The 23,179-nt window shown below is 38.5% G+C and carries 21 protein-coding genes and 2 tRNA genes; 13 read left to right on the forward strand and 10 right to left on the reverse strand.

Annotation, left to right across the window (positions count from 1 at the left end):
* Positions 1-17: 17 nt before the first annotated feature.
* Together OSH00_RS01395 and OSH00_RS01400 are read right to left on the reverse strand one after the other, a co-directional pair.
* The gene (locus tag OSH00_RS01395; RefSeq protein WP_266128939.1) at positions 18-803 is read right to left on the reverse strand and encodes a 3-hydroxybutyrate dehydrogenase; all 786 of its coding nucleotides are present in this window, start codon (positions 801-803) and stop codon (positions 18-20) included.
* 34 nt (positions 804-837) lie between these two features.
* Positions 838-2,262, reverse strand: a complete 1,425-nt coding sequence (locus OSH00_RS01400) for a GntP family permease (protein WP_151751593.1) — start codon at positions 2,260-2,262, stop codon at positions 838-840.
* Positions 2,263-2,870: 608 nt separating this feature from the next.
* Here OSH00_RS01400 and OSH00_RS01405 point away from each other — a divergent pair.
* From OSH00_RS01405 to OSH00_RS01415, 3 genes are all read left to right on the forward strand, one after another.
* Positions 2,871-3,752, forward strand: coding sequence for a LysR family transcriptional regulator (locus OSH00_RS01405; RefSeq protein ID WP_266128940.1), 882 nt, complete (start codon positions 2,871-2,873; stop codon positions 3,750-3,752).
* 141 nt (positions 3,753-3,893) lie between these two features.
* Positions 3,894-4,595 (forward strand): CoA transferase subunit A, encoded by a 702-nt coding sequence (locus tag OSH00_RS01410; RefSeq protein WP_266128941.1) that lies wholly within the window; start codon positions 3,894-3,896, stop codon positions 4,593-4,595.
* A 2-nt stretch (positions 4,596-4,597) separates the two neighbouring features.
* Positions 4,598-5,245 carry a CoA transferase subunit B gene (locus tag OSH00_RS01415; protein WP_266128942.1) on the forward strand — a complete coding sequence of 216 codons (648 nt, stop codon included), beginning with the start codon at positions 4,598-4,600 and terminating at the stop codon, positions 5,243-5,245.
* A 94-nt stretch (positions 5,246-5,339) separates the two neighbouring features.
* Here the strand turns inward: OSH00_RS01415 and OSH00_RS01420 are convergent, their stop codons facing one another.
* Positions 5,340-5,963, reverse strand: a complete 624-nt coding sequence (locus OSH00_RS01420) for a glutathione S-transferase family protein (RefSeq protein ID WP_266128943.1) — start codon at positions 5,961-5,963, stop codon at positions 5,340-5,342.
* Positions 5,964-6,364: 401 nt separating this feature from the next.
* Between OSH00_RS01420 and OSH00_RS01425 the strand changes: the two genes are divergently transcribed.
* The 3 genes from OSH00_RS01425 to OSH00_RS01435 all read left to right on the forward strand — a co-directional run bounded on the left by OSH00_RS01425 (position 6,365) and on the right by OSH00_RS01435 (position 9,977).
* Positions 6,365-7,630 carry a mechanosensitive ion channel family protein gene (locus OSH00_RS01425; RefSeq protein ID WP_266128944.1) on the forward strand — a complete coding sequence of 422 codons (1,266 nt, stop codon included), beginning with the start codon at positions 6,365-6,367 and terminating at the stop codon, positions 7,628-7,630.
* A gap of 446 nt (positions 7,631-8,076) precedes the next feature.
* Positions 8,077-8,610: an RrF2 family transcriptional regulator gene (locus OSH00_RS01430; protein WP_266128945.1), complete on the forward strand. Its 534-nt coding sequence runs from the start codon at positions 8,077-8,079 to the stop codon at positions 8,608-8,610.
* Between the two features lie 158 nt (positions 8,611-8,768).
* Positions 8,769-9,977, forward strand: a complete 1,209-nt coding sequence (locus OSH00_RS01435) for an NAD(P)/FAD-dependent oxidoreductase (RefSeq protein WP_266128946.1) — start codon at positions 8,769-8,771, stop codon at positions 9,975-9,977.
* 166 nt (positions 9,978-10,143) lie between these two features.
* Here OSH00_RS01435 and OSH00_RS01440 read toward each other — a convergent pair.
* Positions 10,144-10,233 (reverse strand) — tRNA-Ser (locus OSH00_RS01440).
* A 90-nt stretch (positions 10,234-10,323) separates the two neighbouring features.
* Entirely contained in the window at positions 10,324-10,818 is a 495-nt protein-coding gene (gene greB, locus OSH00_RS01445) for a transcription elongation factor GreB (RefSeq protein ID WP_266128947.1), read from the reverse strand.
* Positions 10,819-11,379: 561 nt separating this feature from the next.
* Here greB and OSH00_RS01450 point away from each other — a divergent pair.
* Positions 11,380-12,489 (forward strand): MltF family protein, encoded by a 1,110-nt coding sequence (locus OSH00_RS01450; protein WP_266128948.1) that lies wholly within the window; start codon positions 11,380-11,382, stop codon positions 12,487-12,489.
* Between the two features lie 155 nt (positions 12,490-12,644).
* Here OSH00_RS01450 and OSH00_RS01455 read toward each other — a convergent pair whose 3' ends face one another.
* The gene (locus OSH00_RS01455; protein ID WP_266128949.1) at positions 12,645-13,028 is read right to left on the reverse strand and encodes an SCP2 sterol-binding domain-containing protein; all 384 of its coding nucleotides are present in this window, start codon (positions 13,026-13,028) and stop codon (positions 12,645-12,647) included.
* A gap of 225 nt (positions 13,029-13,253) precedes the next feature.
* Positions 13,254-14,162 (reverse strand): tRNA 2-thiocytidine(32) synthetase TtcA, encoded by a 909-nt coding sequence (ttcA, locus tag OSH00_RS01460; RefSeq protein ID WP_005030632.1) that lies wholly within the window; start codon positions 14,160-14,162, stop codon positions 13,254-13,256.
* A 495-nt stretch (positions 14,163-14,657) separates the two neighbouring features.
* Between ttcA and OSH00_RS01465 the strand changes: the two genes are divergently transcribed.
* Both OSH00_RS01465 and htpX read left to right on the forward strand, forming a co-directional pair.
* Entirely contained in the window at positions 14,658-15,542 is an 885-nt protein-coding gene (locus tag OSH00_RS01465) for a lytic transglycosylase domain-containing protein (RefSeq protein WP_266128950.1), read from the forward strand.
* A 343-nt stretch (positions 15,543-15,885) separates the two neighbouring features.
* Positions 15,886-16,791, forward strand: a complete 906-nt coding sequence (htpX, locus tag OSH00_RS01470; RefSeq protein ID WP_266128951.1) for a protease HtpX — start codon at positions 15,886-15,888, stop codon at positions 16,789-16,791.
* A gap of 183 nt (positions 16,792-16,974) precedes the next feature.
* On the opposite strand, the gene OSH00_RS01475 is transcribed toward htpX, so the two are convergent.
* The 3 genes from OSH00_RS01475 to OSH00_RS01485 form a co-directional block, all read right to left on the reverse strand.
* Positions 16,975-17,328: a bleomycin resistance protein gene (locus tag OSH00_RS01475; RefSeq protein ID WP_266128952.1), complete on the reverse strand. Its 354-nt coding sequence runs from the start codon at positions 17,326-17,328 to the stop codon at positions 16,975-16,977.
* A 54-nt stretch (positions 17,329-17,382) separates the two neighbouring features.
* Entirely contained in the window at positions 17,383-17,964 is a 582-nt protein-coding gene (locus OSH00_RS01480) for a DUF4112 domain-containing protein (RefSeq protein WP_266128953.1), read from the reverse strand.
* A 160-nt stretch (positions 17,965-18,124) separates the two neighbouring features.
* On the reverse strand, positions 18,125-19,156 hold the full coding sequence (locus OSH00_RS01485; RefSeq protein WP_266128954.1) for a L,D-transpeptidase family protein: 1,032 nt from the start codon (positions 19,154-19,156) through the stop codon (positions 18,125-18,127).
* A 518-nt stretch (positions 19,157-19,674) separates the two neighbouring features.
* On the opposite strand from OSH00_RS01485, the gene pyrC reads away from it, so the two are divergent.
* The 4 genes from pyrC (at position 19,675) to OSH00_RS01505 (ending at position 23,026) form a co-directional block, all read left to right on the forward strand.
* Positions 19,675-20,709: a dihydroorotase gene (gene pyrC, locus OSH00_RS01490; protein WP_266128955.1), complete on the forward strand. Its 1,035-nt coding sequence runs from the start codon at positions 19,675-19,677 to the stop codon at positions 20,707-20,709.
* Positions 20,694-21,353, forward strand: a complete 660-nt coding sequence (gene rnt, locus OSH00_RS01495; protein ID WP_196077352.1) for a ribonuclease T — start codon at positions 20,694-20,696, stop codon at positions 21,351-21,353. Before pyrC ends, rnt begins: the two co-directional genes overlap by 16 nt.
* Before the next feature lie 20 nt (positions 21,354-21,373).
* Positions 21,374-21,449: transfer RNA gene (locus tag OSH00_RS01500), tRNA-Glu, on the forward strand.
* Between the two features lie 149 nt (positions 21,450-21,598).
* The gene (locus OSH00_RS01505) at positions 21,599-23,026 is read left to right on the forward strand and encodes an amino acid permease (RefSeq protein WP_266128956.1); all 1,428 of its coding nucleotides are present in this window, start codon (positions 21,599-21,601) and stop codon (positions 23,024-23,026) included.
* Positions 23,027-23,179: the final 153 nt, after the last annotated feature.

A 23,179-nucleotide genomic window follows, 5' to 3' on the forward strand; every position in this document is an offset into this window, starting at 1 on the left:
AATAATGATCAACATCATTATTGTGCTGTATAACCACCATCCATCACCACAGCTTGACCTGTAACTCCTGCTGCTTTCTCAGAAGCAAGGAAAATTGCATAATCTGCGATTTCTTCAACATTGAGTAAGCGCATTTGTGGCACCATGGCTAAAATAACATCCTCAAGTGCACTGGTTTCACTGACATTACGTGTTTTGGCCAAATCTTTAATCTGACCACGAACCAAAGGCGTATCCACATAACCCGGACATAATGCATTGACGGTAATACCATCGCGCGCAGACTCTAAAGCGGCTACTTTCGTTAAACCGATGACCCCATGTTTCGCACTGTTATAACCTGCTTTTCCAGCAAAACCGATTAGACCATTGATCGAAGCCATATTGATAATACGACCGTACTTTTGTGCTTTCATGATTGGAAATACATGTTTAATGCCAATAAAAGAGCCCACCAGCATCACATTTAACAACTTTTGATAAATATCCGTTGGAAATTCTTCAATAGCCGCAACATGCTGAAAACCAGCATTGTTGATCAGGATATCTAAACGTCCAAAAGTAGAATGGGCTAAGTCGATTGCCGCTGCATAGGCAGTTTCACTAGATACATCACAAGGTGCAGATAATGCTTCAAATCCATTCTTTTTTAAGACAAGAACAGCGTCATTGCATTTATCCGCATTCATATCTGAAATGACCACTTTTGCCCCTTCAAGTGCGAATTTTTTAGCGATTTCAAGCCCAATACCACTTGCTGAACCTGTGATAAATGCAACTTTATCTTTGAGAAGTTGACTCATGTTTGACTCCCTGTGTTGCTTCTTCAATATAAGCTTAGACAATACCAAACCATGTAAATGCTGCAATCGCAACAAACACGGCAATCGTTTTAATGATCGTAATGGCAAAAATATCTTTATACGATTGTTTATGGGTAAGTCCTGTTACGGCAAGTAAAGTAATGACTGCACCATTATGCGGTAAGGTGTCCATACCTCCTGATGCCATGGCAACAATACGATGCATCACTTCGGCAGGAATTCCCATTGCAGCAATAGCAGCATTGTATTGATCGGCCATCGCACTTAACGCAATACTCATCCCACCCGAAGCAGAACCTGTAATCCCTGCTAAAACAGTGGTGGTCACTGCACCATTCACCAGTGGATTGGAAAAAGTATGTCCCAAAGCATGACTAATAACGGCAAAACCTGGCAATGCCGCAATAATGGCACCGAAACCATACTCAGACGCTGTGTTCATGACCGCAAGTAAAGAACCGCCGATACTTGCATTTACGCCTTCTTTAAAGCTTGTGGAGACACGGCGGTAATCAAACATGATGGCGGTAATAATCCCCACAATTAATGCCAAACCGACCGCCCAAATTGCTGATGTTTTAGCAACATCCACCGTATAGTTTGCAAGCCCAATCGCATTAAAATCAAAGCCGTTCGGGTACCATTGTTTAATCGCAGTGGATAAATATTTATTCATCACCGCCACTAAAATCAATGGAACAAATGCCATGAATTGGCGTAGTCCAGAACCGTTATCCTGTTGTTGAGACTGACTTTCGAATTGTTGTAGTTCGGCTTCTGTCAGCGTGATGCCAGAAGTAAATCCATCACCATTGCGAGCAGCAACACGGCGACGCCACTCCAAATAACTTAAACCGACACCCAAAACAAAAATTGCCCCAATAATTCCTAAAAAAGGTGCGGCATAAATATTGGTTCCGAAAAAAGTAGTCGGAATCACATTTTGAATCTGGGGTGTACCAGGTAAAGCATCCATCGTAAACGAGAAAGCACCCAGTGCAATTGTGCCTGGAATCAATCGTTTTGGAATATTGGCTTGTCTAAACAATTGGTTAGCAAATGGATAGACTGCAAAAACCACCACAAACAGACTCACACCACTATAGGTGAGAATCGCGCCCAAAAGCACAACTGTCAGCATGGCATTTTTAGAGCCAATCAGTTGGACAATGGTTTTAGCAATTGATTCTGCAATACCAGACATTTCAACAACTTTACCAAAAATTGCCCCAAGTAAGAAAACCAGGAAATAATCTTTAATAAAGCCCACCATTTTTGGCATGAATACACCAGAATAAAATGGCAAAACATTGGCTGGATTGATCAGTAAGACGGCGAATAAGGCACAAATCGGTGCCATGAGAATCACAGAAAATCCTCTGTAGGCGGTATACATCAACAGCCCTAGAGAAAGCAAAATTATACCCAGTTCCCACATATTTTTTACTCCGTCCTTAAAGCATATATGTCTAAATCCACCTTGTTTTTATTTCAAATCATCACAAGGCAATCCCATTCATTGAGATGAATGGGTCATTCAATAAATAAAATGGATGCTTAGAAAAATTAATTTTCTTCAATATATTGAGCCTTTATAAATCGTCCAGATTTATAAATTGGAATATCCATGTCCAAATTATCGATAAAACTATAATCCAAATTTTTAGGGATATTATTTGAAAATATTTATCAGTTAATATGAAAAGCTCATGAATTGGAGCAGATTTATATTGCTGTTCGTTTAATCGCTGCTGAAATAAAAAACAAAATGATGATTTTCAAGATCATTCAACAAAAACCGTCCATTGATTATTTTAAAAACTTCGGAGTAAATTTATTGATCCGTACGCAGTCACTATTGATTCACAAGAAAACTTAGATTAACCCATTAAAAAAATTAAACTTTTCTTAAGCTCATACTATTCCATTGAACTTGGCTTATTGACTAAATCCATTATTATTATTTAAGCATCTAAATCGTTCGTATGACGATCAAAGATCCTTGGTTTAGCGTATCATAGGGCTAAAGATCAATGAGGTAGACGTATGACACTCAAACAATTAAAAGCATTTTTGGTTCTTGCCCGTACATTAAACTATGCCAATGCCGCCAATGAGCTTTGTTTGAGTCAATCAGCTTTAAGTTTGAGTATCAAAAGCTTAGAAGATGAACTCGGTGGCAAGCTCTTTAAACGTAATACCCGCCGTGTCGATCTTACTGCCGAAGGAAATGCTTTAATTCCATTTGCCAGAAAGCTTTTAGCCAATTGGGAAGATATGGAAAGAGATGTCAAACAACGTTTTAAACTGCATCGAGGAACACTCAATATCGCCTCTATGCCCTTTGCAACACATGCTATTTTACCTGCGGTACTGAATGAATTTAACAAGCATCATCCCAATATCAATTTTTCAATCCATGATATTCCCAATGAAAAAATCATCGAAAAAGTACAAGAAGGTATTTTTGAACTCGGTATTTGCTTTGAACCTCAGCATAATGATCAATTAGTTTTTAAACCATTTTTCAATGAAGATTTTTTGGCATTGCTTCCGAAAGATCATGTACTGGCAAAGCATACAGCAGTGACATGGCATGAGTTATGTTCTTATCCCTTTATCACCCTACAGAAACCGTCAATCATTCGACATGTGGTCGAAGAAAAATGTGCTCAGAATGATTTAATTCTCGATTTAAAAATTGAGTGCCATCAAATCAGTTCACTTTCCCATTTTGTGGCTTTTGGGATGGGTGTCAGTGCAATTCCACGACATTTTCAAAATTATATTGATAAAGAAAATAATCTGTTGATTGAAATTGAAGATGGCGAAGTCAGTCTTCCAGTCGGGGTGATTTATAAAAAAGACTTTGAACTCTCCAATATCTCCTCCCAGTTTATCGACACCTTGTTGGCCTATCCGTTTTAAACCCTTTTCTCAAGAACCGTACTCAGTGTTCCCAAAGCAAAATTAATGAGTTTTTCTCATTGAACATTTGAAAGAATCAATTTCTAAAATTATTTACGGAATGCTAATAATAAAAGTTCTAAAGGACATAGAGTTAAAACGATGAACAAAGTTGTCGCGAGTGCACATGAAGCTTTAGCAGATGTGGTTGCAAACAACCAGACTTTTGCTGTAGGCGGATTTGGATTATGTGGAATTCCAGAAGCATTGATTGATGCTTTAAAAGAAACTGGTGTAACAGGGCTAACCTGTATTTCAAACAATGCTGGCGTCGATGATTTTGGTCTAGGTAAACTGTTACAAACCAAACAAATCAAAAAAATGATTTCATCCTATGTTGGTGAAAACAAAGAATTTGAACGTCAATATTTAAACGGTGAACTTGAAGTTGAACTGACGCCTCAAGGAACATTGGCGGAAAAACTCCGTGCCGGTGGTGCAGGTATTCCTGCCTTTTTTACCCAGACAGGTGTGGGTACACTGGTTGCGGAAGGAAAAGAAACCCGTAATTTTGCTGGCAAAGACTATATCCTTGAACATACATTGGTAGCAGATATTGCTTTGGTAAAAGCCTACAAAGCAGATAAAGCTGGTAATCTGATTTTCCGTAAAACAGCACGTAACTTTAATCCGGAATGCGCTATGGCTGGAAAATTGACCATTGTCGAAGTTGAGGAAATTGTTGAAATCGGTGAGCTAGAACCTGATTCAATTCATCTTCCTGGCATCTATGTCAATCGTATCGTCTTGAATGCACAACCTGAAAAACGAATTGAACAATTGACATTGAAAACGGAGGCTTAATCATGGCTTGGACGCGTAATGAAATGGCTGAGCGTGCTGCTCAAGAACTTGAAGATGGTTTTTATGTCAACTTAGGGATCGGCTTACCGACCCTGGTTGCAAATTATATACCTGAGCATATTGATGTCTGGCTTCAATCTGAAAATGGTTTATTGGGAATAGATGAATTTCCAACTGAAGAAACAGTAGATGCAGATTTAATCAATGCAGGCAAACAAACGGTCACCGCACGTAAAGGAGCTGCATTTTTTTCCAGTGCAGAATCTTTTGCCATGATTCGGGGCGGTAAAGTGAATATCGCTATTTTAGGTTCGATGGAAGTCTCTGAAAAAGGTGATTTAGCCAACTGGATGATCCCAGGCAAAAAAGTCAAAGGGATGGGAGGTGCCATGGATTTGGTTGCAGGTGTTCAAAAAGTCGTTGTGTTGATGGAACACTGTGCTAAAGATGGCAGCCCTAAAATTGTCCCTGAATGTTCACTCCCACTTACAGGCAGATTGGTTGTCAATCGCATTATCACGGATCTTGGCGTTATGGATATAACGCCGCAAGGGGTCAAATTGATTGAACTGGCAAAAGATGTCAGCCTAGAGCAGATCCAGTCAGTAACAGGTGTAACCTTGATCACAAATGAGCTTCAAGCTTCTTGATTGAGCAACAAAAAAGAGCTGACATTATTTTCAGCTCTTTTTACTTTTGTTTCGATCCAATTCAATTACGGCATAATTCAAGTCTGCACACCACCTAGTTTTGACCATTATTGCCCCATCTCATATACGCCTCACGTTGACTTAAACGTTGATAATAAGTTTTGACATTGGGAAAATCTATTTTTTCAAATGGTGTTAAATACCAACGTTGTACAGACAACCCAATCACTATATCCGCCAAAGAAAATTTTTGTCCTGCGACATAAGCTCCCGTTTTTTCTAATTGTTGGTCGAGGATATGCATATGTTTGGTCCAAGCCTGAATACTTTGTTCAACATATTCCAAGTCTTGGTGTTTGGGTGAATGACGAACCAAATGCATTAAGGCGTAAGTCCAACTATTGTTCAATTCAATGCCTTGCCAGTCAATCCACTGATCCACTTCAGCACGTTGCCTGACATCTAGAGGATAGAGATGTTGACCACCATATTGGTTGGCCAAATATCGAATAATCGTGTTGGATTGCCACAATACAAAATCATCATCAATCAGTACGGGTATCGTGGCATTGGGATTTAATTTTAGAAATTCCGGTGTTTGAGGAGATTGAAAGCCACGACCCCAATCTTCGCGTTCATAAGCAATATTGAGTTCGTCACACAACCACAATAATTTTCTAACATTGATTGAATCAGTTCTTCCAAGAATTTTGATCACAGACCATCTCCTATCCAATGCAAACAATATAACTGAAAATGACGGGAAGCATCTGTATTGAAGATAACATCATAAAAATATGATTGAAAAAAATCGTGATTTAAGACTTTAAAAAACACAAAAATAGGAGCAATTCAATCTTCTTACTGCCATATGAGAATTAAAAAAATTGAAATATATAAAGATCTATAGGACACAACTGATCAAAAAAATCCAATCATCTAGACACTCAAATTAAAGTGTAAACTTACAGATATAATCAGTGGGCAATCGATACTAAATCATATGATCATTCAATTGAGTAAATAAATGATGCCCAAATGTAGCTAAAAAGTATTTTTATCCAATATTGTCATTCACAAACAATACAATGACCTATCCGAGATTTTGAGGTTGTACTTTTGGATAAATTTGCCTTTTTAAAAAATATTCAGGAATGGTCTGATCAGTATCCATGGTTAGAAATGCTGACATCATTATCTATTCTGCTGCTTTTCGCATTTTTAGCAAATTTTATTGCAAAACAGGTCGTTGTTCGTGGGATACGTAAACTTATTTCCAAAATGAAGTTTGCCTATAGTGAAATTTTCTCTGAGCACAGTGTTATCCGAAGAGTGGCGAACATTGTTCCAGCGATTGTTATTTTAAATGGGATCAACACAGTTCCTCATTTGTCTATAAAAGTAGTCAGTCTGGTTCAAATGGCTGCACAAGCCTTTATCTTTCTGACCATTGCTCTTGCGATCAGTGAGTTGCTCAATGTTTTCAACCTGTTCTATCAACGTAATCCAAAGTCACTGAACAAGCCGATTAAAGGTTATCTTCAACTGGTCAAGCTGATCGTATTTATTGTTTGTGGCTTATTGGTATTGGGTACATTTCTGAAGAAAGATGTGTTTACTCTGCTTGCAGGATTTGGTGCCATGGCAGCAGTATTGTTATTGGTTTTCCAAAATACCATTCTTTCTCTGGTCGCATCCGTACAGATTTCTTCTTATGATATGGTCCGTATTGGCGATTGGATTGAAATGCCGTCATTGAATGCAGATGGTGATGTCATTGATATGTCACTACATACCATTACTGTACAAAATTTTGACAAGACCTTTACCACAATTCCAACCAATAAATTGGTGACCGATACCTTTAGAAACTGGCGTGGCATGAAGCTATTAGGTGCAAGACGTATCAAACGCTCCATCTTTATTGATCAAACCAGTATTCACTTCATAACTCAGGAAGAACAACAGAAATTAAAAGAATTCTTATTACTGGATCAGTATCTGGACAATAAGCAGTCTGAACTAGAGAATTTTAATCAGCAGTTTGAAAATCAGTCTGTCTATAATCAGCGACGTCTGACCAATATTGGGACTTTCCGAGCATATGTTGAATTTTATCTAAAACAACATTCAGGTATTGCAAAAAACCAATCGCTCATCATTCGCCAGTTACAGCCCACCAGTGAAGGCATACCTCTCGAAATCTACGCATTTGCCAATACGACGGTATGGAATGATTATGAGGCAATTCAATCTGATATTTTTGATCATCTGATGGCAATCATCCCTGAATTTGGATTGAAAATTTATCAGGCACCTTCTGGTTCTGATTTACGTTCATTATCCCCACATGCATCCAACCATACATCTGAACACTTATCATGATGAGGTGTTGGTCAGGAGCAGCTCTGTTCCTGACCAGCGATATAAAGCGTCACTTATCATGCATAAGATTCAGCATATTCTATAAAAGATGGATCAATATTTTCACTCTGACCGCTGTTTCATACAAAATCATTTCCAATCTAATGTCCTCCTCTATAGAGGATTCAACACGATTTAAAATACACACCAAACTCCAATGCACCCGCTGAAAGTCTGATGTTGATTTATTCTTGATGGTCAGCAGTTTTTATTTAATGTCCCAATACGTGCAAGTCACTGTTAAAAGGCACACATCAATTTAACAGAAAAATTATCTCAGCATTCAAAAGCATAGATTATAAAATTTCTAGCACACTTAAAACACAGACAAAATCAATCCTAGTTTATATTGACAAAAAACTAGGACAAAGTTAATCTGTGTTTAATCAATAAATGCATGCGAATCTATGGCCTATATTACATCTAGCGTCGAATACGCCCTTCACTGTCTTATGTTTCTTGTGAACAACGAGCAAAAGGCTTTGAGTAGTCGTGATCTTGCTGAACTGCAAGGTATTTCACCCAGTTTTCTTGCAAAGATTTTTCCTAAACTTGAAAAAGCAGGGATTGTTGTCGCACAAGAAGGCATTCGTGGGGGATATTTGCTTGCTCGCTCCCCTGAGGAAATTAGTTTTTTGGATGTGGTCCAAGCAATTGAAGGTGAAAAACCACTTTTTGACTGCCAAAACATCCGTGAAAAATGTATGGTTTTTGACAACAATCCACCACCTTGGGCAACTGATGGCGTATGTGCGATACATGCGGTCATGCAACAAGCTGAGAAAGCCATGCGTAGTGCTTTAGCTTCACATACGCTTTCGGATATCGCTGAACGCTTTAGTCGAAAAGCGCCTCAAACTTTTTTCAGTGATGTAAATGGATGGATCAATCATCGTATGCAAGAAAGAACAACGAAGATGCGAAAAGCCAAGTCTTCCTAAGAAAACACATCACGTTTTTTAAAAGGTTTTAATCTTCCGTTTCTGGATCAGTAAACGCTTTATAAACCATGCTCTCTACTTTGATCAGGTCAGAGAGAGCTTTCACTCACCCAAAATTCAAGATGCTTAAAAAACAATCTATTTAAAAGGAAACCCCAATGAATAAACGTATCATTGTTGCAGGTTCAGGTTTTGCAGGTTTATGGGCGGTCATATCTGCTCAAAGAGCAATTGCCTTGGCAAATCAAGAACAGAATATTGAGGTGATCATGATATCACCAACCCCCAACCTCACGATTCGCCCTCGTCTCTACGAACAATCTCTGGAAAATATGAATCCTGATATTTCTGCTTTGCTTGATGCAGTCGGAGCAACATACATCTCAGGGACCGTAGAAAATATAGATGAGAATGCCCAATCCATAACAATAAAGAAATCAAACAACCAGCAAGAAATTCTGAACTATGATCGATTCATTTTAGCTACAGGGAGTCGTGCGTTCATACCGCCAATCTCTGGACTTGCAGAATATGCATTTAGCGTGAGTGACTTGGCGAATGCTGAAAAACTGGATCAACATCTGAATGATCTAGTGAATCAGCCCTATAGCAAAGCGCGAAATACAGTAATTGTCGTGGGTGGAGGTCTCACCGGTCTAGAAACAGTGACTGAAATTCCAGAACGCTTAAGAAAGATTCTAGGTACAGAGCAAGAGTTACGTATCATTCTTGTTGACACTTCACCTGAAATTGCAATTGCGATGGGTCATGAAGCCGCAACGGTAATTCAGAGCGCTTTAACTGAATTGGCTGTTGAAAGCATAGCGGATACAAGAGTGTTGTCACTCGATGGCAATGGCGTAACATTGTCCAATGGCGAAACCATTGAGAGCAATACAATCATTTGGACAGCAGGTATGCGTGCCAATCCATTGACTGCACAAATTTCAGGTGAAAAAGATAATTTAGGTCGAATCCTTGGTGATTCTTTCCTACATGCCCCATCTTCCAAAAATATATTTGTCACAGGCGATACCGTAAAAGTTGCGACGGACGATCTTGGTCACTTCAATGTGATGTCTTGCCAACATGCAATGAGTCTCGGTCGCGTTGCTGGACATAATGCAGCAGCAGAATTAGTCGGTCTCCCATTGCATCCTTATAGCCAGCCTAAATATGTCACATGTTTGGATTTAGGCGCATGGGGAGCTTTATATACTGAAGGTTGGGATAGAAAAGTATGTGTAACCCGTGCGGAAGGTAAAAAGATTAAGCAGGAAATTAACACGATTTGGATCTATCCACCTGCACCAGACCGTGATGCAGCTTTTGCTGTTGCCAATCCAGATTTTGTGATTGTTCCTTAGGAACAAGGGTTACTCCGTGAAAATCAAATAGTGAAGAATTTTTCTTTTCCAATTAGTTTGATCAAATCTCTATAAAAACTAATCGATTATTTTTTATCTGAGTCTCTGAATGAGGTAAGCGAGAGAAAAAAAAGCCCTTGTAATCACAAGGGCTTTTTTAGATATTTGGCGGAAGCGGTGAGATTCGAACTCACGGAGGACTCACACCCTCGTCGGTTTTCAAGACCGGTGCATTAAACCGCTCTGCCACGCTTCCAATGGCGGCTATCATATAAATAAAAATACAACTTGGCAAATCTTTTTCTGCATTTTTACGCTCGAATGTACAAAATAAAATCAAATCCCATTAATTTGCTGAAATTTCATGCTTTTCATAACGAATTGAGTTGATATACCAAAGCTTTTTTCCTGAAGGTGTCATTACTTCGACTTCATCATCCACTTGCTTAGAGAGCAATGCCCTTGCCATGGGAGAGTCAATCGAAATATGTTGTGGATGATGGTCATATATCTCATCGACACCCACGATCCGCAAAGTTTTAGATTCCCCTTCATCGTTTTCAATTTCGACCCAAGCTCCAAAATAGACTTTGCCTTCTTGCTCGAGTGCAAAATCGACGATACGTAATTCTTCTAAACGTTTACCTAAATATCGTACACGGCGATCAATCTTTCTTAACAGCTGTTTATTGTATTGATAGTCCGCGTTTTCAGATCGGTCACCTAGGCTGGCAGCCCATGTTACCTTTTTAGTCACTTCTGGGCGCTCTTCACGCCAAAGTCGTTGCAGTTCTGCAACCAGTAAATCATGTCCTGAACGGGTGATTAAATTAGATTTCATGATTTAAAACCATTCACCATAGATCCGCATTGAGATGCATTAAAAAAAACTGATGCTAGTTTACTGCCAACGTGTAAAAAAGTCAGAACGCTGCGACGGATTTTTAGTACAAATATGCTCTCTTTTTTAGTGTTGCTTGTATCCCCAAATCGAAAAAAATCCATGTAAAATCCTAAACTAAAATTTTATCAACAGTGTTCTAACTTAACTTACATGCGCTACATTTGCTTACATTTTTTTCAAATTTTATTTCAAAACTATTTCAGTATAAATTTAAAAAAAATTTAAATATAAAAATCATCAAGTTAAATATTAAATAGTGTTCATTTTTTAAACAAAATTTGACAGGTAAAAAAACTGCCTATATTATGCGCACATGTTTTATTAGCTTACTTTTTTAATTTTGTAGTTTTTCTGCAAAATCTTTCAATCCCACATGTCATTTTTTGAATGACGTTCATGACTGCCCACCCTTATTGAATTTACCAACTGTAAGAAGTTTTTAGGTGCTTTTGTGCTTATTACTTTTTAGGGCAATAAATTACTTGTAGCGGAGACAACATGCACAGCAGTTCAACCTCTGGGTCGAGGCTTTGCCTTAACTCATTATTTCGTGCTCTTCCAATTAAATGTTTAGTTTTATCCACGGCGTTAATTCCTTTCAGTATTAATGCCAGTAAGAACAATCAATACAATGCTGTAGTCAATTCAAGTAAGTTGACTGTAGTTGCGGTGTCCAATCCGAGTATAGTATTTAAGGATGGACAATATAAGCATGGCTTCGGCTATGACTTAGCCCACAATTATGCTGAAAGTTTAAACGTAAAGCTTGAGTTTAAAACTGTTGCAGATAATGCATCTGCATTAAAGATGGTGAATCAGGGCAAAGCCAATTTTGCGATTACCACTGCAACGATGCAAAGTATAGAAGCTCAAAATCTCACTTCTTTTTCAGCAACATGCGGTGATTTCAACAGTTTAAAAAACAATGGCTTAAACACCGATATTAATTGGGTCTTTAAGCAAGCTGACGATCCACTCACAGCAACGGCAAGTGGTTTCATCTGTCAAAGTAAACAAAATGGTGCAACACAGCAATTGGCATCATTTTATAATCGTAATGTTGTAAAGAAAGACGATTGGAACACCATTCAACGTGATCTAAGTACTCGTTTACCGATTTACAAAGCCAGTTTTAAACGTTCTGCACAACAGTATGGTTTAGATTGGCATCTACTTGCTGCGATTGGTTATCAGGAATCATATTTAAAACCAGACTCTGTTTCTCCCACAGGTGTTCGGGGTTTAATGATGTTAACCAACAATACTGCTAAAGCCATGGGTGTGAGTAACCGTAATGACCCAGCACAGAGCATTCAAGGTGGCGCAAAATATTTTGATATGATGTTGAATCGCTATTCTTACATTCGTACACCTGACCGTCATTGGTATGCATTGGTTGCCTATAATATGGGACCTGGTGCTGTTGAAGGTATCCAAAAGCGTATTAAAGCTCAAGGTAAAGATCCCAATGACTGGATGAATCTTTATAATTATTTAACACGCCATCAAAGCAGTAATGGTCGCTATAAGCAAGCAGTACAATATGTCACCCGTATTCGTGCGTATTTAGAGCACATCAAAACAACACCGCGTTTACTGGAAATCTAACTAACGATGTCGATGAATATGGTTGGATCTTCAAGTTTCTTGGTCATCTTACTTTGTCTACCCACTCTAGACAGGATGAGTTTTCAAGTGACTTAAATCATCAGACAAAAAAAAAAGCTTACTCTAAGAGTAAGCTTTTTTTAGTTTCAAGAAAATTAAGCCGTTTGCTCTAATACTTTCTTAAACAAATCTTTTTGTTCTTGGCTAGGCTTCGCCGTTTGTAATGCCATTAATTGCGACATATCGCCTTGAACTTTAATTTTACCTGTCATGAACGCTTGCATCGCAGCTGCCATATCAAACTCTAGGAACACTTTACGAAGGGTCTCTGCATCCATATTGAGCGTCGTTTTGGCATTTGCAGAACTACCTTTAATGATTTTGCCACCATCCAAAGCAAGCTCCGTGTTGCCATTTGCATCTGCAACAACCAAATTAATCGCTAAACCAGAAAGCGCTGGTGGCAAGTTTAAATCACCTGCTTCCGCAGTTAATTTTTCAACATTTGCAAACCAATCATCAGTTAAAAATGCAGGCATGTTCATTCCTCAAATTATTTATTCAATTTATTGTGCTATCTATCCAGACAACATCAGGGTGAAGCAGTTTTGCTTGCCCAATGTTATAGCATGATAATTTCAATTTGGGCTAAAGTTTTTTGTACGGACTGTTCATGTTTTATTGGTTTTATCGTTTTATTTTTTAAAATCAGGCACTCATTTCAATATGAGTACCCGATTCATTCAGAAAATTGGCAAAAAAGATCAGTCTGCCGCAAAACTCAGATTGACCACATCCAAGCGTTTTTTCATTTCTTCAGTGTCACATTTCATATCAAATTCACGCTCTTCATCCAATTTTTCAAAATCGAACAAATCACGGTCTGCTAATTGCGAAGGTGAAACATTTTGTAATGCACCAAAAATACTGTGTAAACGTTTTGGATATTGTTTATCCCATTCACGCAGCATGTCATTCAGCATTGCGCGTTGTAAATTTTCCTGAGAACCGCACAAGTTACATGGAATAATCGGAAATTTGCGGATTTCAGCATATTTGATGATGTCTTTTTCTTCAACATATGCCAACGGGCGAATCAGAATATTTTTTTTGTCTGAAGACAGTAATTTTGGAGGCATGGCTTTTAAACTGCCGCCATGGAATAAATTCAAAAAGAACGTCGCAATAATGTCGTCACGGTGATGTCCAAGTGCCACTTTAGTTGCGCCAATTTCTTGTGCAAAGCCGTACAGTGAACCACGACGCAAACGAGAGCATACAGCACAATAGGTTTTGCCTTCCGGCGTCAAACGTTTGGTGATGCTATAAGTATCTTTTTCCAAAATATAGTAAGGAATATTGTTTTCTTCCAGATACTTTGGTAACACGTCTTCCGGGAAACCTGGTTGTTTCTGATCTAAATTGACCGCAACCACATCAAAGTTGATTGGAGCGATGCGTTTAAATTGCAACAAAATATCCAGCAAGGTATAACTGTCTTTCCCACCAGAAACACAGACCATCACCTTATCGCCTTCCTCAATCATTTTATAGTCACGAATGGCATGACCCACCTGACGGCGAAGTTTTTTCAAGAGACGATAATAAGCTGAACTTGTTGGAAGTTCTGGTTTGAAATTAAATCCTTGCTCGGACTCAACTGGCGAGAACATAGACGAGATAGACCCATAAAAAAATACTGGGCAATTTTATCTGATTTGAACGTTAACCGCATCTAAAGATTTTTTTATTTTGCATCAATTTTTATTTGGTCATCTTTCTGACTTATTCATCGATTTAAAATAGACGGCAAAGTTCATTTTTTATGCAAAGTGCTTATCTTTTGGACTTTTCCACAGTTTTCCACAAAACCTGTGGATAAAATTGTGGATTCTTTGGGGCTTGACATAGATTTCTATCGCAATGATGGGCATTCTCCTTAAATTGATCATTTTTTAATCACTATATTTTCAATATAAATTTCAATGTCTTACCTTAGTCAATAGTTATTTTTCAAAAAAAATATAAAATTTTTTTTGCTTAATATGCCAACAAATAGCACTTGCATTTTTTTAATTGTATTGTTAAAACTCAATTCATAGTTTTTCTTGCCCAATAACTTTGATAAACTCCAAAATGAAGTTGGGGAAATATATTAATTACTACAAATGAAAAAATTAATTACAGGTTCTATGTTATCGGTTTTAGGATGTATGAGTATTTTCTCATTCGCATCTCAAACATTTGCAGGTCAAATTTACTTCTATAAAGATCAAAACGGTACCACTTTACTCACCAACCGAAAAAACAATGATAGCGCTTTACAAAAAATTAAAGTGACCTATTACAAAGACAGTAACATTCACAGTTATAACAATTGGGGAAGTTCTGAGTCCTCAGTTCTGCCCAGTTACAGCAAAAGCCGTAACGCATTTGATAGCATTATTCGCCAAGCTGCTCAAACACATGGTGTATCCGAAGGTTTAATCAAAGCAGTAATGCATACTGAATCAGGATTTAATTCAAATGCACGTTCTCCTGTAGGCGCTCAAGGTCTGATGCAGCTCATGCCTGCAACTGCACGTCGCTTCAACGTATCTAACTCATTTGACCCTCAACAAAATATTTTTGGTGGGGCGAAGTATCTGAGCTGGTTATTGAAAAGATTCAATGGAAACACCAATTTAGCTTTAGCTGCATACAATGCAGGAGAAGGTAATGTCGACAAATATGGCGGCATTCCTCCGTTTCGCGAAACACAGGACTATGTGAAACGAGTCACCAGTCGTTTAAACAATCTGTATGCCGGCGGTCTGAGCTTATCAACCAACAGTAATGTCAGCACTGGACAAATGATTGCTCAATCTAATTCAAATGATTTAAATAACAATGATCCTGCACCTACGATCAACAATGCTTCAAGCATTCAACCTGTAAAGTATAGTAGTCGCCCAATTATTATTGCTTCAGATGGGACTTATACCGATGCACCTGCCGGATCCTATTCAACAGCTCATGCCAGTGCAACCGCTAGAATCACAATAGGCGATTAGATTGTTTATACCAAGGCTTTTTCATGATCTATATGTGAGGATGAAATTGAATAATGTTTATGACTTAAATGTATAAATCAAGTCACTCCATTGTACAATTACATTTTCTAAACAAATCATTGAAAGTTATTATGATTTCTCCTATATAGAGAATTTATTTTTATCTGACTCAATTTTTTAGATAAATTTCTGATGGACTATCCCTATACCTGAAATTTTTTACTTTTTCATCGTATAGGTTTTTTCAATGATTCTTGAATTTTAATCTCCTAAACCTCATATTGAAATTCATGATTTATTCCCATAAATCGTATTATCGATTATTTATAAGAGGACTCTCTCCATGATGCGGATTGGTTTGTTTTTGCTAACCAACCTCGCGGTACTGGTTGTAGCTGGCATTATCCTATCATTATTAGGTGTTGGTAGTTACCACGGCGCTGGCGGTCTTAAATTAGGCAACCTGATGGTCATCTGTTTTGTCTTTGGTATGGTGGGATCTTTAATTTCCCTCTTTATGTCAAAGTGGATGGCACTGAAAACAACAGGCACTGAATTAATTGATCCGAATGCTCCTCGTAACCAAGCAGAAGTTTGGTTATTACAAGAGGTTGCTCAACTTTCTCAACGTGCTGGTATCAAAATGCCAGATGTTGGTATTTTCCCATCTTATCAATCCAATGCTTTTGCAACAGGTTGGAATAAAAACGATGCATTGGTATCGGTTTCAACAGGCCTGCTCGAACGCATGAACAAAGATGAATTACGTGCTGTACTTGCACACGAGATTGGTCACGTTGCCAATGGTGACATGGTCACATTGTCTCTGATTCAAGGTGTAGTCAACGCCTTTGTCATGTTCTTTGCACGTGTGGTTGGTGACTTTATTGATCGTAACGTGTTTGGTCGTGAAGATGGTGAAGCACCTGGCTTGGCATATTTTGCGATTACCATTGTACTTGATATCGTCTTCGGTATATTGGCCTCTGCAATTGTCATGTGGTTCTCTCGCTACCGTGAATACCGTGCTGATGAAGCGGGTGCTCAGCTTGCGGGTAAAGAAGCCATGATTTCAGCATTATTACGTTTACAAGCTGAATCTGAGATGCCAGATCAAATGCCAAAAGAAATGAAAGCATTTGCGATTGCGGAAGGTAAGGAACAAGGCTTTAGTTTGGCCGCTTTATTCCAAACCCACCCAAGTATCGAGCAACGTGTTGCTGCTTTACGTCAATTAAATCTGCCTTAAACGCACGAGTAAGTGAATTTACTTTATTCACCTCCTTCAGCAACAACAAAGCCTCCTGATTGGAGGCTTTGTTGTTGCTGAATCATCTAAAAATGGAATATAGCAGTTGATTATAGTTACAGGCTTTTTGAGAGCTCAATTAAAGAATACGCCATGAACTGAAATTCGAACTTAACTAAAATACTAGGCCAATTGAATACAGCGAATAAGACTGCCATTTGGATCAATGACACAGAACATATCAATTTCTTCTAAATATTCGATCTCTGTCATTCTCGCATTCGGATATTGCGTCCAATCCAAAGCTTGCCAAAAATGAAATAGATCCGTTAAAACATGTGTTCTCAAGCAGGCACTAAACCATGAGGTTTTAGGATCCAATTGGGGATGATGAAAGAACTCTAAAATTAGACTGTCTTTGGTTAAAATCATCCATTGATCTGATTGATAATCACATTGGAAACCTAAAAATGCATAAAATTTACGTGTCTGATCAAAATTTATTGCAGGAAGATTTGCCGAAATATAATCTTGCATGATGACCTCTGTCTTCGCATCTACTCATTTTTAAAATCAACTTAAGCAGCGCTGTTAATTTTTATAGTTCTGATACCAATCCCACAACATATTTACACCCAGCCACATTGCAATTGCAATCAAAACCAAGACCAGCAAACCTAGAATGTCAGGAATATGAATCCAGATCCATGCAACAATTGGGTTGCGCCAAAAAGCGGAATGCTGCTGCTTTTGCTCTAATTTTTCATGTAAAAATGGGTGAACAACATGATCATCTGTATAGATCTGATACTCTGCTTGAATATGGTCATGTACAATATCCAAAGCCTTACGACTTGGGCGTATAAAAATATCAAATAATGTCCCAGCAATTGGAATACACCCGACAATACCATCCATGATCGCCAGCTTTAATACGCCATTTAATTTGGCTTGTGGCACACCAATCTGCTTGGCTTTGTATACGGCATAGCAAGTCAAAATAAAACCTGCGACATCCCCTGCTACCGGAATCGTGCTTAACGCGGCATCCGCACCTACTCCTTGTTTGGTAAATGGTATCCGCACCACTGAATCCATCATATTGGCAAACTTCGCCAGATCACGTTCCAGTTTAATGACTTCTTGAGTAGATAATTTTTTTTCTGTACTCATAAAAATGATGGTCTTCTCACAAGATTAAGTAAATTCATCATAGCCAATCCATCCTTAATATTGTGTATATTTTTGATATACAGTGATATATCACAACAAACAATAAAAAAGACGACCACTACAAGCTCTGTATAGGTCGCCTTTTAAAAAGTACCAATATCTAATCTAAAAATTTTACCACAGTGCCAGGTTGAACTTTTCGACCAAGATCATTGGCATCCCAGTTGGTAAGACGAATACATCCATGAGAAGCTGTTTTGGAAATTAATGATGGATTTGGCGTACCATGAATTCCAAAGCTCGGTTTACTCAATGCAATCCACATATTGCCAACAGGTCCATTGGGTCCCGGTGGCAAAGCTAATTTCTGGCGATTACTGCCTTGAACAAAGTTTTTCGGGTTATAGCCATAAACAGGATTGGGCGCAACTTTAACGACTTTATGAGTCCCTTTTGGAGACGGTGTACCAGACCCGCCAATCGTCGCAGGAAAAGACGCAATCATTTGATTTGATTGATTATACAAATAAAGTTGACGTGCGGGTTTATGTGCAATAATCAATGCAACATCTTGTGGTAAGTCGTTGCGGACAATTGGAACATTGATGGTTTCACCCACTTTCTTGAAATTGGCATGTGGATTAATCTGCTTTAAGAAATCCTCATCAATATGGAATTTCTCCCCTAGCATTTCACTTACACGAGTATAGTAAAGTCCCGGCATTTTGGCTTGTAAGGCATAGTTGCGTGGTATTGATTTCGCATAGGGACCTTTCAGATCTTGAGCTGTGATTTGATAAGTACCGAATGCAGAAGTTGTTTGGCTTTTTAATAAACTGTCCCAAGTTGTCTTATCCAGCTCTCCACTGATCGGTAATCCTTTAATTTGCTGATACGCAGCAATGGCTTTTAAAAAATTTTTACCACTTTTACCATCAATCGGACCTGGTGAGGCATGCAGATTGTTTAACATCACTTGCGCACGTGCATAGGCAGGAAACTGCCCTCGCCCTAGGTGGGTTGACCAAGTGGCATTATTGATACTATTTAAAGACCAATCTTGTTTTGAATCCGTTTTAATGACGTCTTGGTTTTTTTCGCTTTTCACATTTTGTTTGGCAAATGTTTGGCTTTGGATACTTAAACCCGTCAGACAGACAATACAGATAAGACTTGGCAGAAACTTGCCCATATAAAACTCGCTACCTACTCAATTTTATAATTCATTTCCTTAATAAACCATGTAATATCAAATACATGAAGAATATTAATTGAACACCCTAAAATTCATTTTAATAAAGCTTATTGATCATTTTCACATCGAAATTTAGAACTTATTTTATAAAGTCAACCTGATATTCATTAACTTTGTTCAAATAATGTGTATTATCAGTTTAGCTTTGTATGACTTCATTATCGTTTTTTAAACAAAATATGCAATAGCACATGCTGACTATTTCGGTTGTTATATGCCTTATTTGAAAAAGAATTAAAATTAAACATTTGAAAGATATCACAATGTTTTAAAGTGCAATTTCATCTCATGAGCGTTAGCATTTTATCATGACAAGTCTATGACCAAAGTGTGCAAAATATAGACTTTAGATTTGTTTTTAATCATTTAATTTGAATTATTGATTAGAAATAGCTGTTATCATTTTAAACTGTTATAGATTATCATCTCATTTATTTTTTTAAGTCAGAATTGCCTTGAATACGATCACATTGCTTCAGCCCGATGATTGGCATGCCCATCTGCGTGATGGTCTTGCTTTAAAGCGTACAGTTCCAGATCTCGCCAAACAATTTGCCCGCGCGATTTGTATGCCTAATTTGGTTCCACCTGTAAAAACTGTAGATGAAGCCAATGCCTATCGTGATCGTATTATGGCGCATGTACCAGCAGATCTGAATTTTGACCCGCGAATGGTCTTGTATTTTACCGATCATACTTCACCAGATGAAGTACGTAAAATTAAAGAGTCTCAACATGTCAATGCCATTAAGCTTTACCCTGCTGGTGCAACCACCAACTCGGATAATGGTGTAAGTGATATTCGTAAAGTCTACGCGGTGATTGAGCAACTTGAAGAACATCAAGTTCCTTTACTGTTACATGGTGAAGTGACTCATCATCATGTGGATATTTTTGATCGTGAAAAACGCTTTTTAGATGAGGTGCTTTCGCCATTATTAAAGCAATTCCCAAAATTAAAACTAGTTCTAGAACATATTACCACCAGTGAAGCAGCACATTTTGTACTCGAACAAGATCGTAATGTTGCTGCAACCATCACTCCCCAACACTTATTATTTAACCGTAATGACATGTTGGTGGGTGGTGTAAAACCTCACTTCTATTGCTTACCGATTTTAAAACGTCAAACACATCAACAGACTTTACTAGAAGTCGCAACCAGTGGAAATCCCAAGTTTTTCTTGGGTACAGACAGTGCACCACACTCTAAAAATGCCAAAGAAAATGCATGCGGCTGTGCGGGCTGTTACAGTGCTCCAACTGCAATCGAACTGTATGCACAAGCATTTGACCAAGTGAACAAAATCGAACGTCTTGAAGGTTTTGCCAGCATCTTTGGAGCGGACTTCTATGGTTTGCCTCGCAATACAAATACGATTACTCTTGTCAAAGAAGAACAGGTAATCCCTGAAAGTTTAGATTATTTGGATGGTGAACAGATTATTCCACTTTATGCTGGAAAAACCATCCAATGGAGAAAGGTGTGACAACTGAAACATTACCTGTGATTGGACAACGATTTCGTGGCTTTTTACCCGTCGTTGTTGATGTAGAAACAGCAGGTTTTAATGCAGATACTGATGCGTTGCTGGAAATAGCATGCATCCCGATTGTGTATGATGCCGAAGGAAAATTTGTTCCTGGCGAAGCGCATCATGCACATATCAATCCCTTCGAAGGGGCAAATTTAGATCGTCGTTCATTGGATTTTATTGGTATTGATCCATTCAATCCGATGCGTATGGCAATGGCTGAAGATGAAAAAACGGCACTCAAGCGCATTTTTAAAGCAGTCAATGAAGTGCGTCGCCAACAAAATTGTACACATGCCGTCTTGGTTGGGCACAATGCACATTTTGATTTAGGTTTTTTAAAAGCAGCAATTGCCCGTACCGGAACAAAAAATCAAAATCCATTTCATAGCTTTTCAGTATTTGATACGGTCACACTCAGTGCAGTGATGTTTGGCCAAACTGTCTTGGCAAAATCATGTATTCAAGCTGGAATTGAATTTGATGGTCGAGAAGCACATTCGGCATTGTATGATACACAAAAGACCGCCGAACTGTTCTGCTATATTTTGAACAAACTCGCCCCTCACTTACTTGACACTTTGATGGCGGATCAATAAGATAGCGCCATCTTCTAAACGACCCTATCGTCTAGAGGCCTAGGACATCGCCCTTTCACGGCGGTAACCGGGGTTCGAATCCCCGTAGGGTCGCCATAATTTCTCTCCTCTTGCAACAGCATTCCTTAATTCTGAGTAATTTCAACTTATTTTCTTATACTTTACGCGTAGTTATTTCATTTTATTTTGTGAATTTTCACATTTTAATCTAAAATATTGATTTAGCATTCTCAGTTACATCAAATATGCAATCTCCCGATCAATCGAATCAGCACATCAATGCTGATGGACAGTCTTTTGTCTTAAAAAGATCCATGACCAAGCGACACCTGATTATGTTGTCTTTAGGTGGTGCTATTGGCACAGGTTTATTTTTAAGTTCAGGTGAAGTCATCGCCCAAGCCGGGCCGATTGGTGCTGTAATTTCTTATATCATCGGTGGGTTGATTGCTTACATGGTCATGCTTTGTCTGGGTGAGTTGGCTGTGAACCAACCCGTTACTGGATCTTTTGGTGCATTTGCTGCCAAAAACATTGGTCCAGGTACAGGCTATATGGTCTCATGGATGTATTGGTTGGGTTGGTCTGCAACATTAGGTACGGAGTTTACTGCCGCTGCGATGCTGATGCAGGAATGGTTTCCAGCCACCTCGATCTGGTTATGGACCCTAATCTTTATTATTGCGGTACTGATCTCCAATCTCACTTCAACCCGTTTTTTTGCAGAGTCTGAATTCTGGTTATCCTTCGTCAAGGTGGCAACCGTTCTGGTCTTCATTCTTTTAGGCTTGGCAGCGATATTCGGTTTAATTCCATTTCATGGCTATGAGTCTGCACCATTATTCAGTAACTTGACCTCCCACGGCTGGCTGCCCAATGGACTATTTCCTATCTTTGCAACCATGCTGATTGTTAACTTTGCATTTAATGGCACAGAAATGATCGGGATCGCAGCAGGAGAAACCGAAAATCCGGAAAAAAATGTACCGAAAGCGATTCATGCTGCCGTGTGGCGTTTGATGATTTTCTTTGTCGGCACCATTATTGTGATCAGTTCACTGTTGCCCTATCAAGATGCTGGACTTGCTATACATGGAGAAGGTATCAGCAACAGTCCATTTGTGTCAGTATTTAATTTAATCGGTATTCCTTATGCAGAAGACATCATGCGCTTCGTGATTATCACGGCACTATTGTCTACAGCAAACTCAGGGCTCTACGCTGCTTCTCGTATGATGTGGGCTCTCTCAGTTCAAAAACAATTACCGCGTATTTTTTCTAAACTGACCAAGTCAGGAACACCTGTGATCGCAATTTTGGTCACCATGATCGGAGGCTTACCCGGATTATTATCAGAACAGTTCGGTGCAGATGTAATTTTCAAAAATTTATTGGGTGTCGCTGCATTTACCATGGTCATCGTGTGGATAAGCATTTGCTGGAGTCAGTTTAATTTCCGTCGTAAATGGCTCGCAAGCGGAAAGACATTGGCGGATTTAAAATTTAAGACACCTTGGTATCCACTTGTTCCAGTCTTGGGTTTCATTACCTGTACCGCAACAGGCTTAAGCATGGCCGTTGATCCTGAAATGCTTTCAGGCTTTATTGGCTGTTTATTATTTATGGCATTCTGTTATGCGACCTATTATGGTGTGTACCATCAGAAAAAATAATGCATTCAGAAACTTCTCAAGCACCAACTGTTCGATGTGTGCTTGAGATCAAACTAAGAGCCATTCATTATTTTATGATATAAATAAAGTTAATAAATAATAAATGAATCAATCCCGTGTTCAATAAATGGCCCATATAAAGCCTACCTAAAT

Origin of the sequence: Acinetobacter nematophilus (genome assembly GCF_026344175.1) — a bacterium.
Classification (GTDB): Bacteria; Pseudomonadota; Gammaproteobacteria; order Pseudomonadales; family Moraxellaceae; genus Acinetobacter; species Acinetobacter nematophilus.

Coding starts and splice junctions, on each gene's coding strand:
- OSH00_RS01395 (WP_266128939.1), bottom strand. CDS start 803: ATGAGTCAACTTCTCAAAGATAAAGTTGCATTTATCACAGGTTCAGCA.
- OSH00_RS01400 (WP_151751593.1), bottom strand. CDS start 2,262: ATGTGGGAACTGGGTATAATTTTGCTTTCTCTAGGGCTGTTGATGTAT.
- OSH00_RS01405 (WP_266128940.1), top strand. CDS start 2,871: ATGACACTCAAACAATTAAAAGCATTTTTGGTTCTTGCCCGTACATTA.
- OSH00_RS01410 (WP_266128941.1), top strand. CDS start 3,894: ATGAACAAAGTTGTCGCGAGTGCACATGAAGCTTTAGCAGATGTGGTT.
- OSH00_RS01415 (WP_266128942.1), top strand. CDS start 4,598: ATGGCTTGGACGCGTAATGAAATGGCTGAGCGTGCTGCTCAAGAACTT.
- OSH00_RS01430 (WP_266128945.1), top strand. CDS start 8,077: ATGGCCTATATTACATCTAGCGTCGAATACGCCCTTCACTGTCTTATG.
- OSH00_RS01435 (WP_266128946.1), top strand. CDS start 8,769: ATGAATAAACGTATCATTGTTGCAGGTTCAGGTTTTGCAGGTTTATGG.
- greB (WP_266128947.1), bottom strand. CDS start 10,818: ATGAAATCTAATTTAATCACCCGTTCAGGACATGATTTACTGGTTGCA.
- OSH00_RS01450 (WP_266128948.1), top strand. CDS start 11,380: ATGCACAGCAGTTCAACCTCTGGGTCGAGGCTTTGCCTTAACTCATTA.
- OSH00_RS01455 (WP_266128949.1), bottom strand. CDS start 13,028: ATGCCTGCATTTTTAACTGATGATTGGTTTGCAAATGTTGAAAAATTA.
- ttcA (WP_005030632.1), bottom strand. CDS start 14,162: ATGTTCTCGCCAGTTGAGTCCGAGCAAGGATTTAATTTCAAACCAGAA.
- OSH00_RS01465 (WP_266128950.1), top strand. CDS start 14,658: ATGAAAAAATTAATTACAGGTTCTATGTTATCGGTTTTAGGATGTATG.
- htpX (WP_266128951.1), top strand. CDS start 15,886: ATGATGCGGATTGGTTTGTTTTTGCTAACCAACCTCGCGGTACTGGTT.
- OSH00_RS01475 (WP_266128952.1), bottom strand. CDS start 17,328: ATGCAAGATTATATTTCGGCAAATCTTCCTGCAATAAATTTTGATCAG.
- OSH00_RS01480 (WP_266128953.1), bottom strand. CDS start 17,964: ATGAGTACAGAAAAAAAATTATCTACTCAAGAAGTCATTAAACTGGAA.
- OSH00_RS01485 (WP_266128954.1), bottom strand. CDS start 19,156: ATGGGCAAGTTTCTGCCAAGTCTTATCTGTATTGTCTGTCTGACGGGT.
- rnt (WP_196077352.1), top strand. CDS start 20,694: ATGGAGAAAGGTGTGACAACTGAAACATTACCTGTGATTGGACAACGA.
- OSH00_RS01505 (WP_266128956.1), top strand. CDS start 21,599: ATGCAATCTCCCGATCAATCGAATCAGCACATCAATGCTGATGGACAG.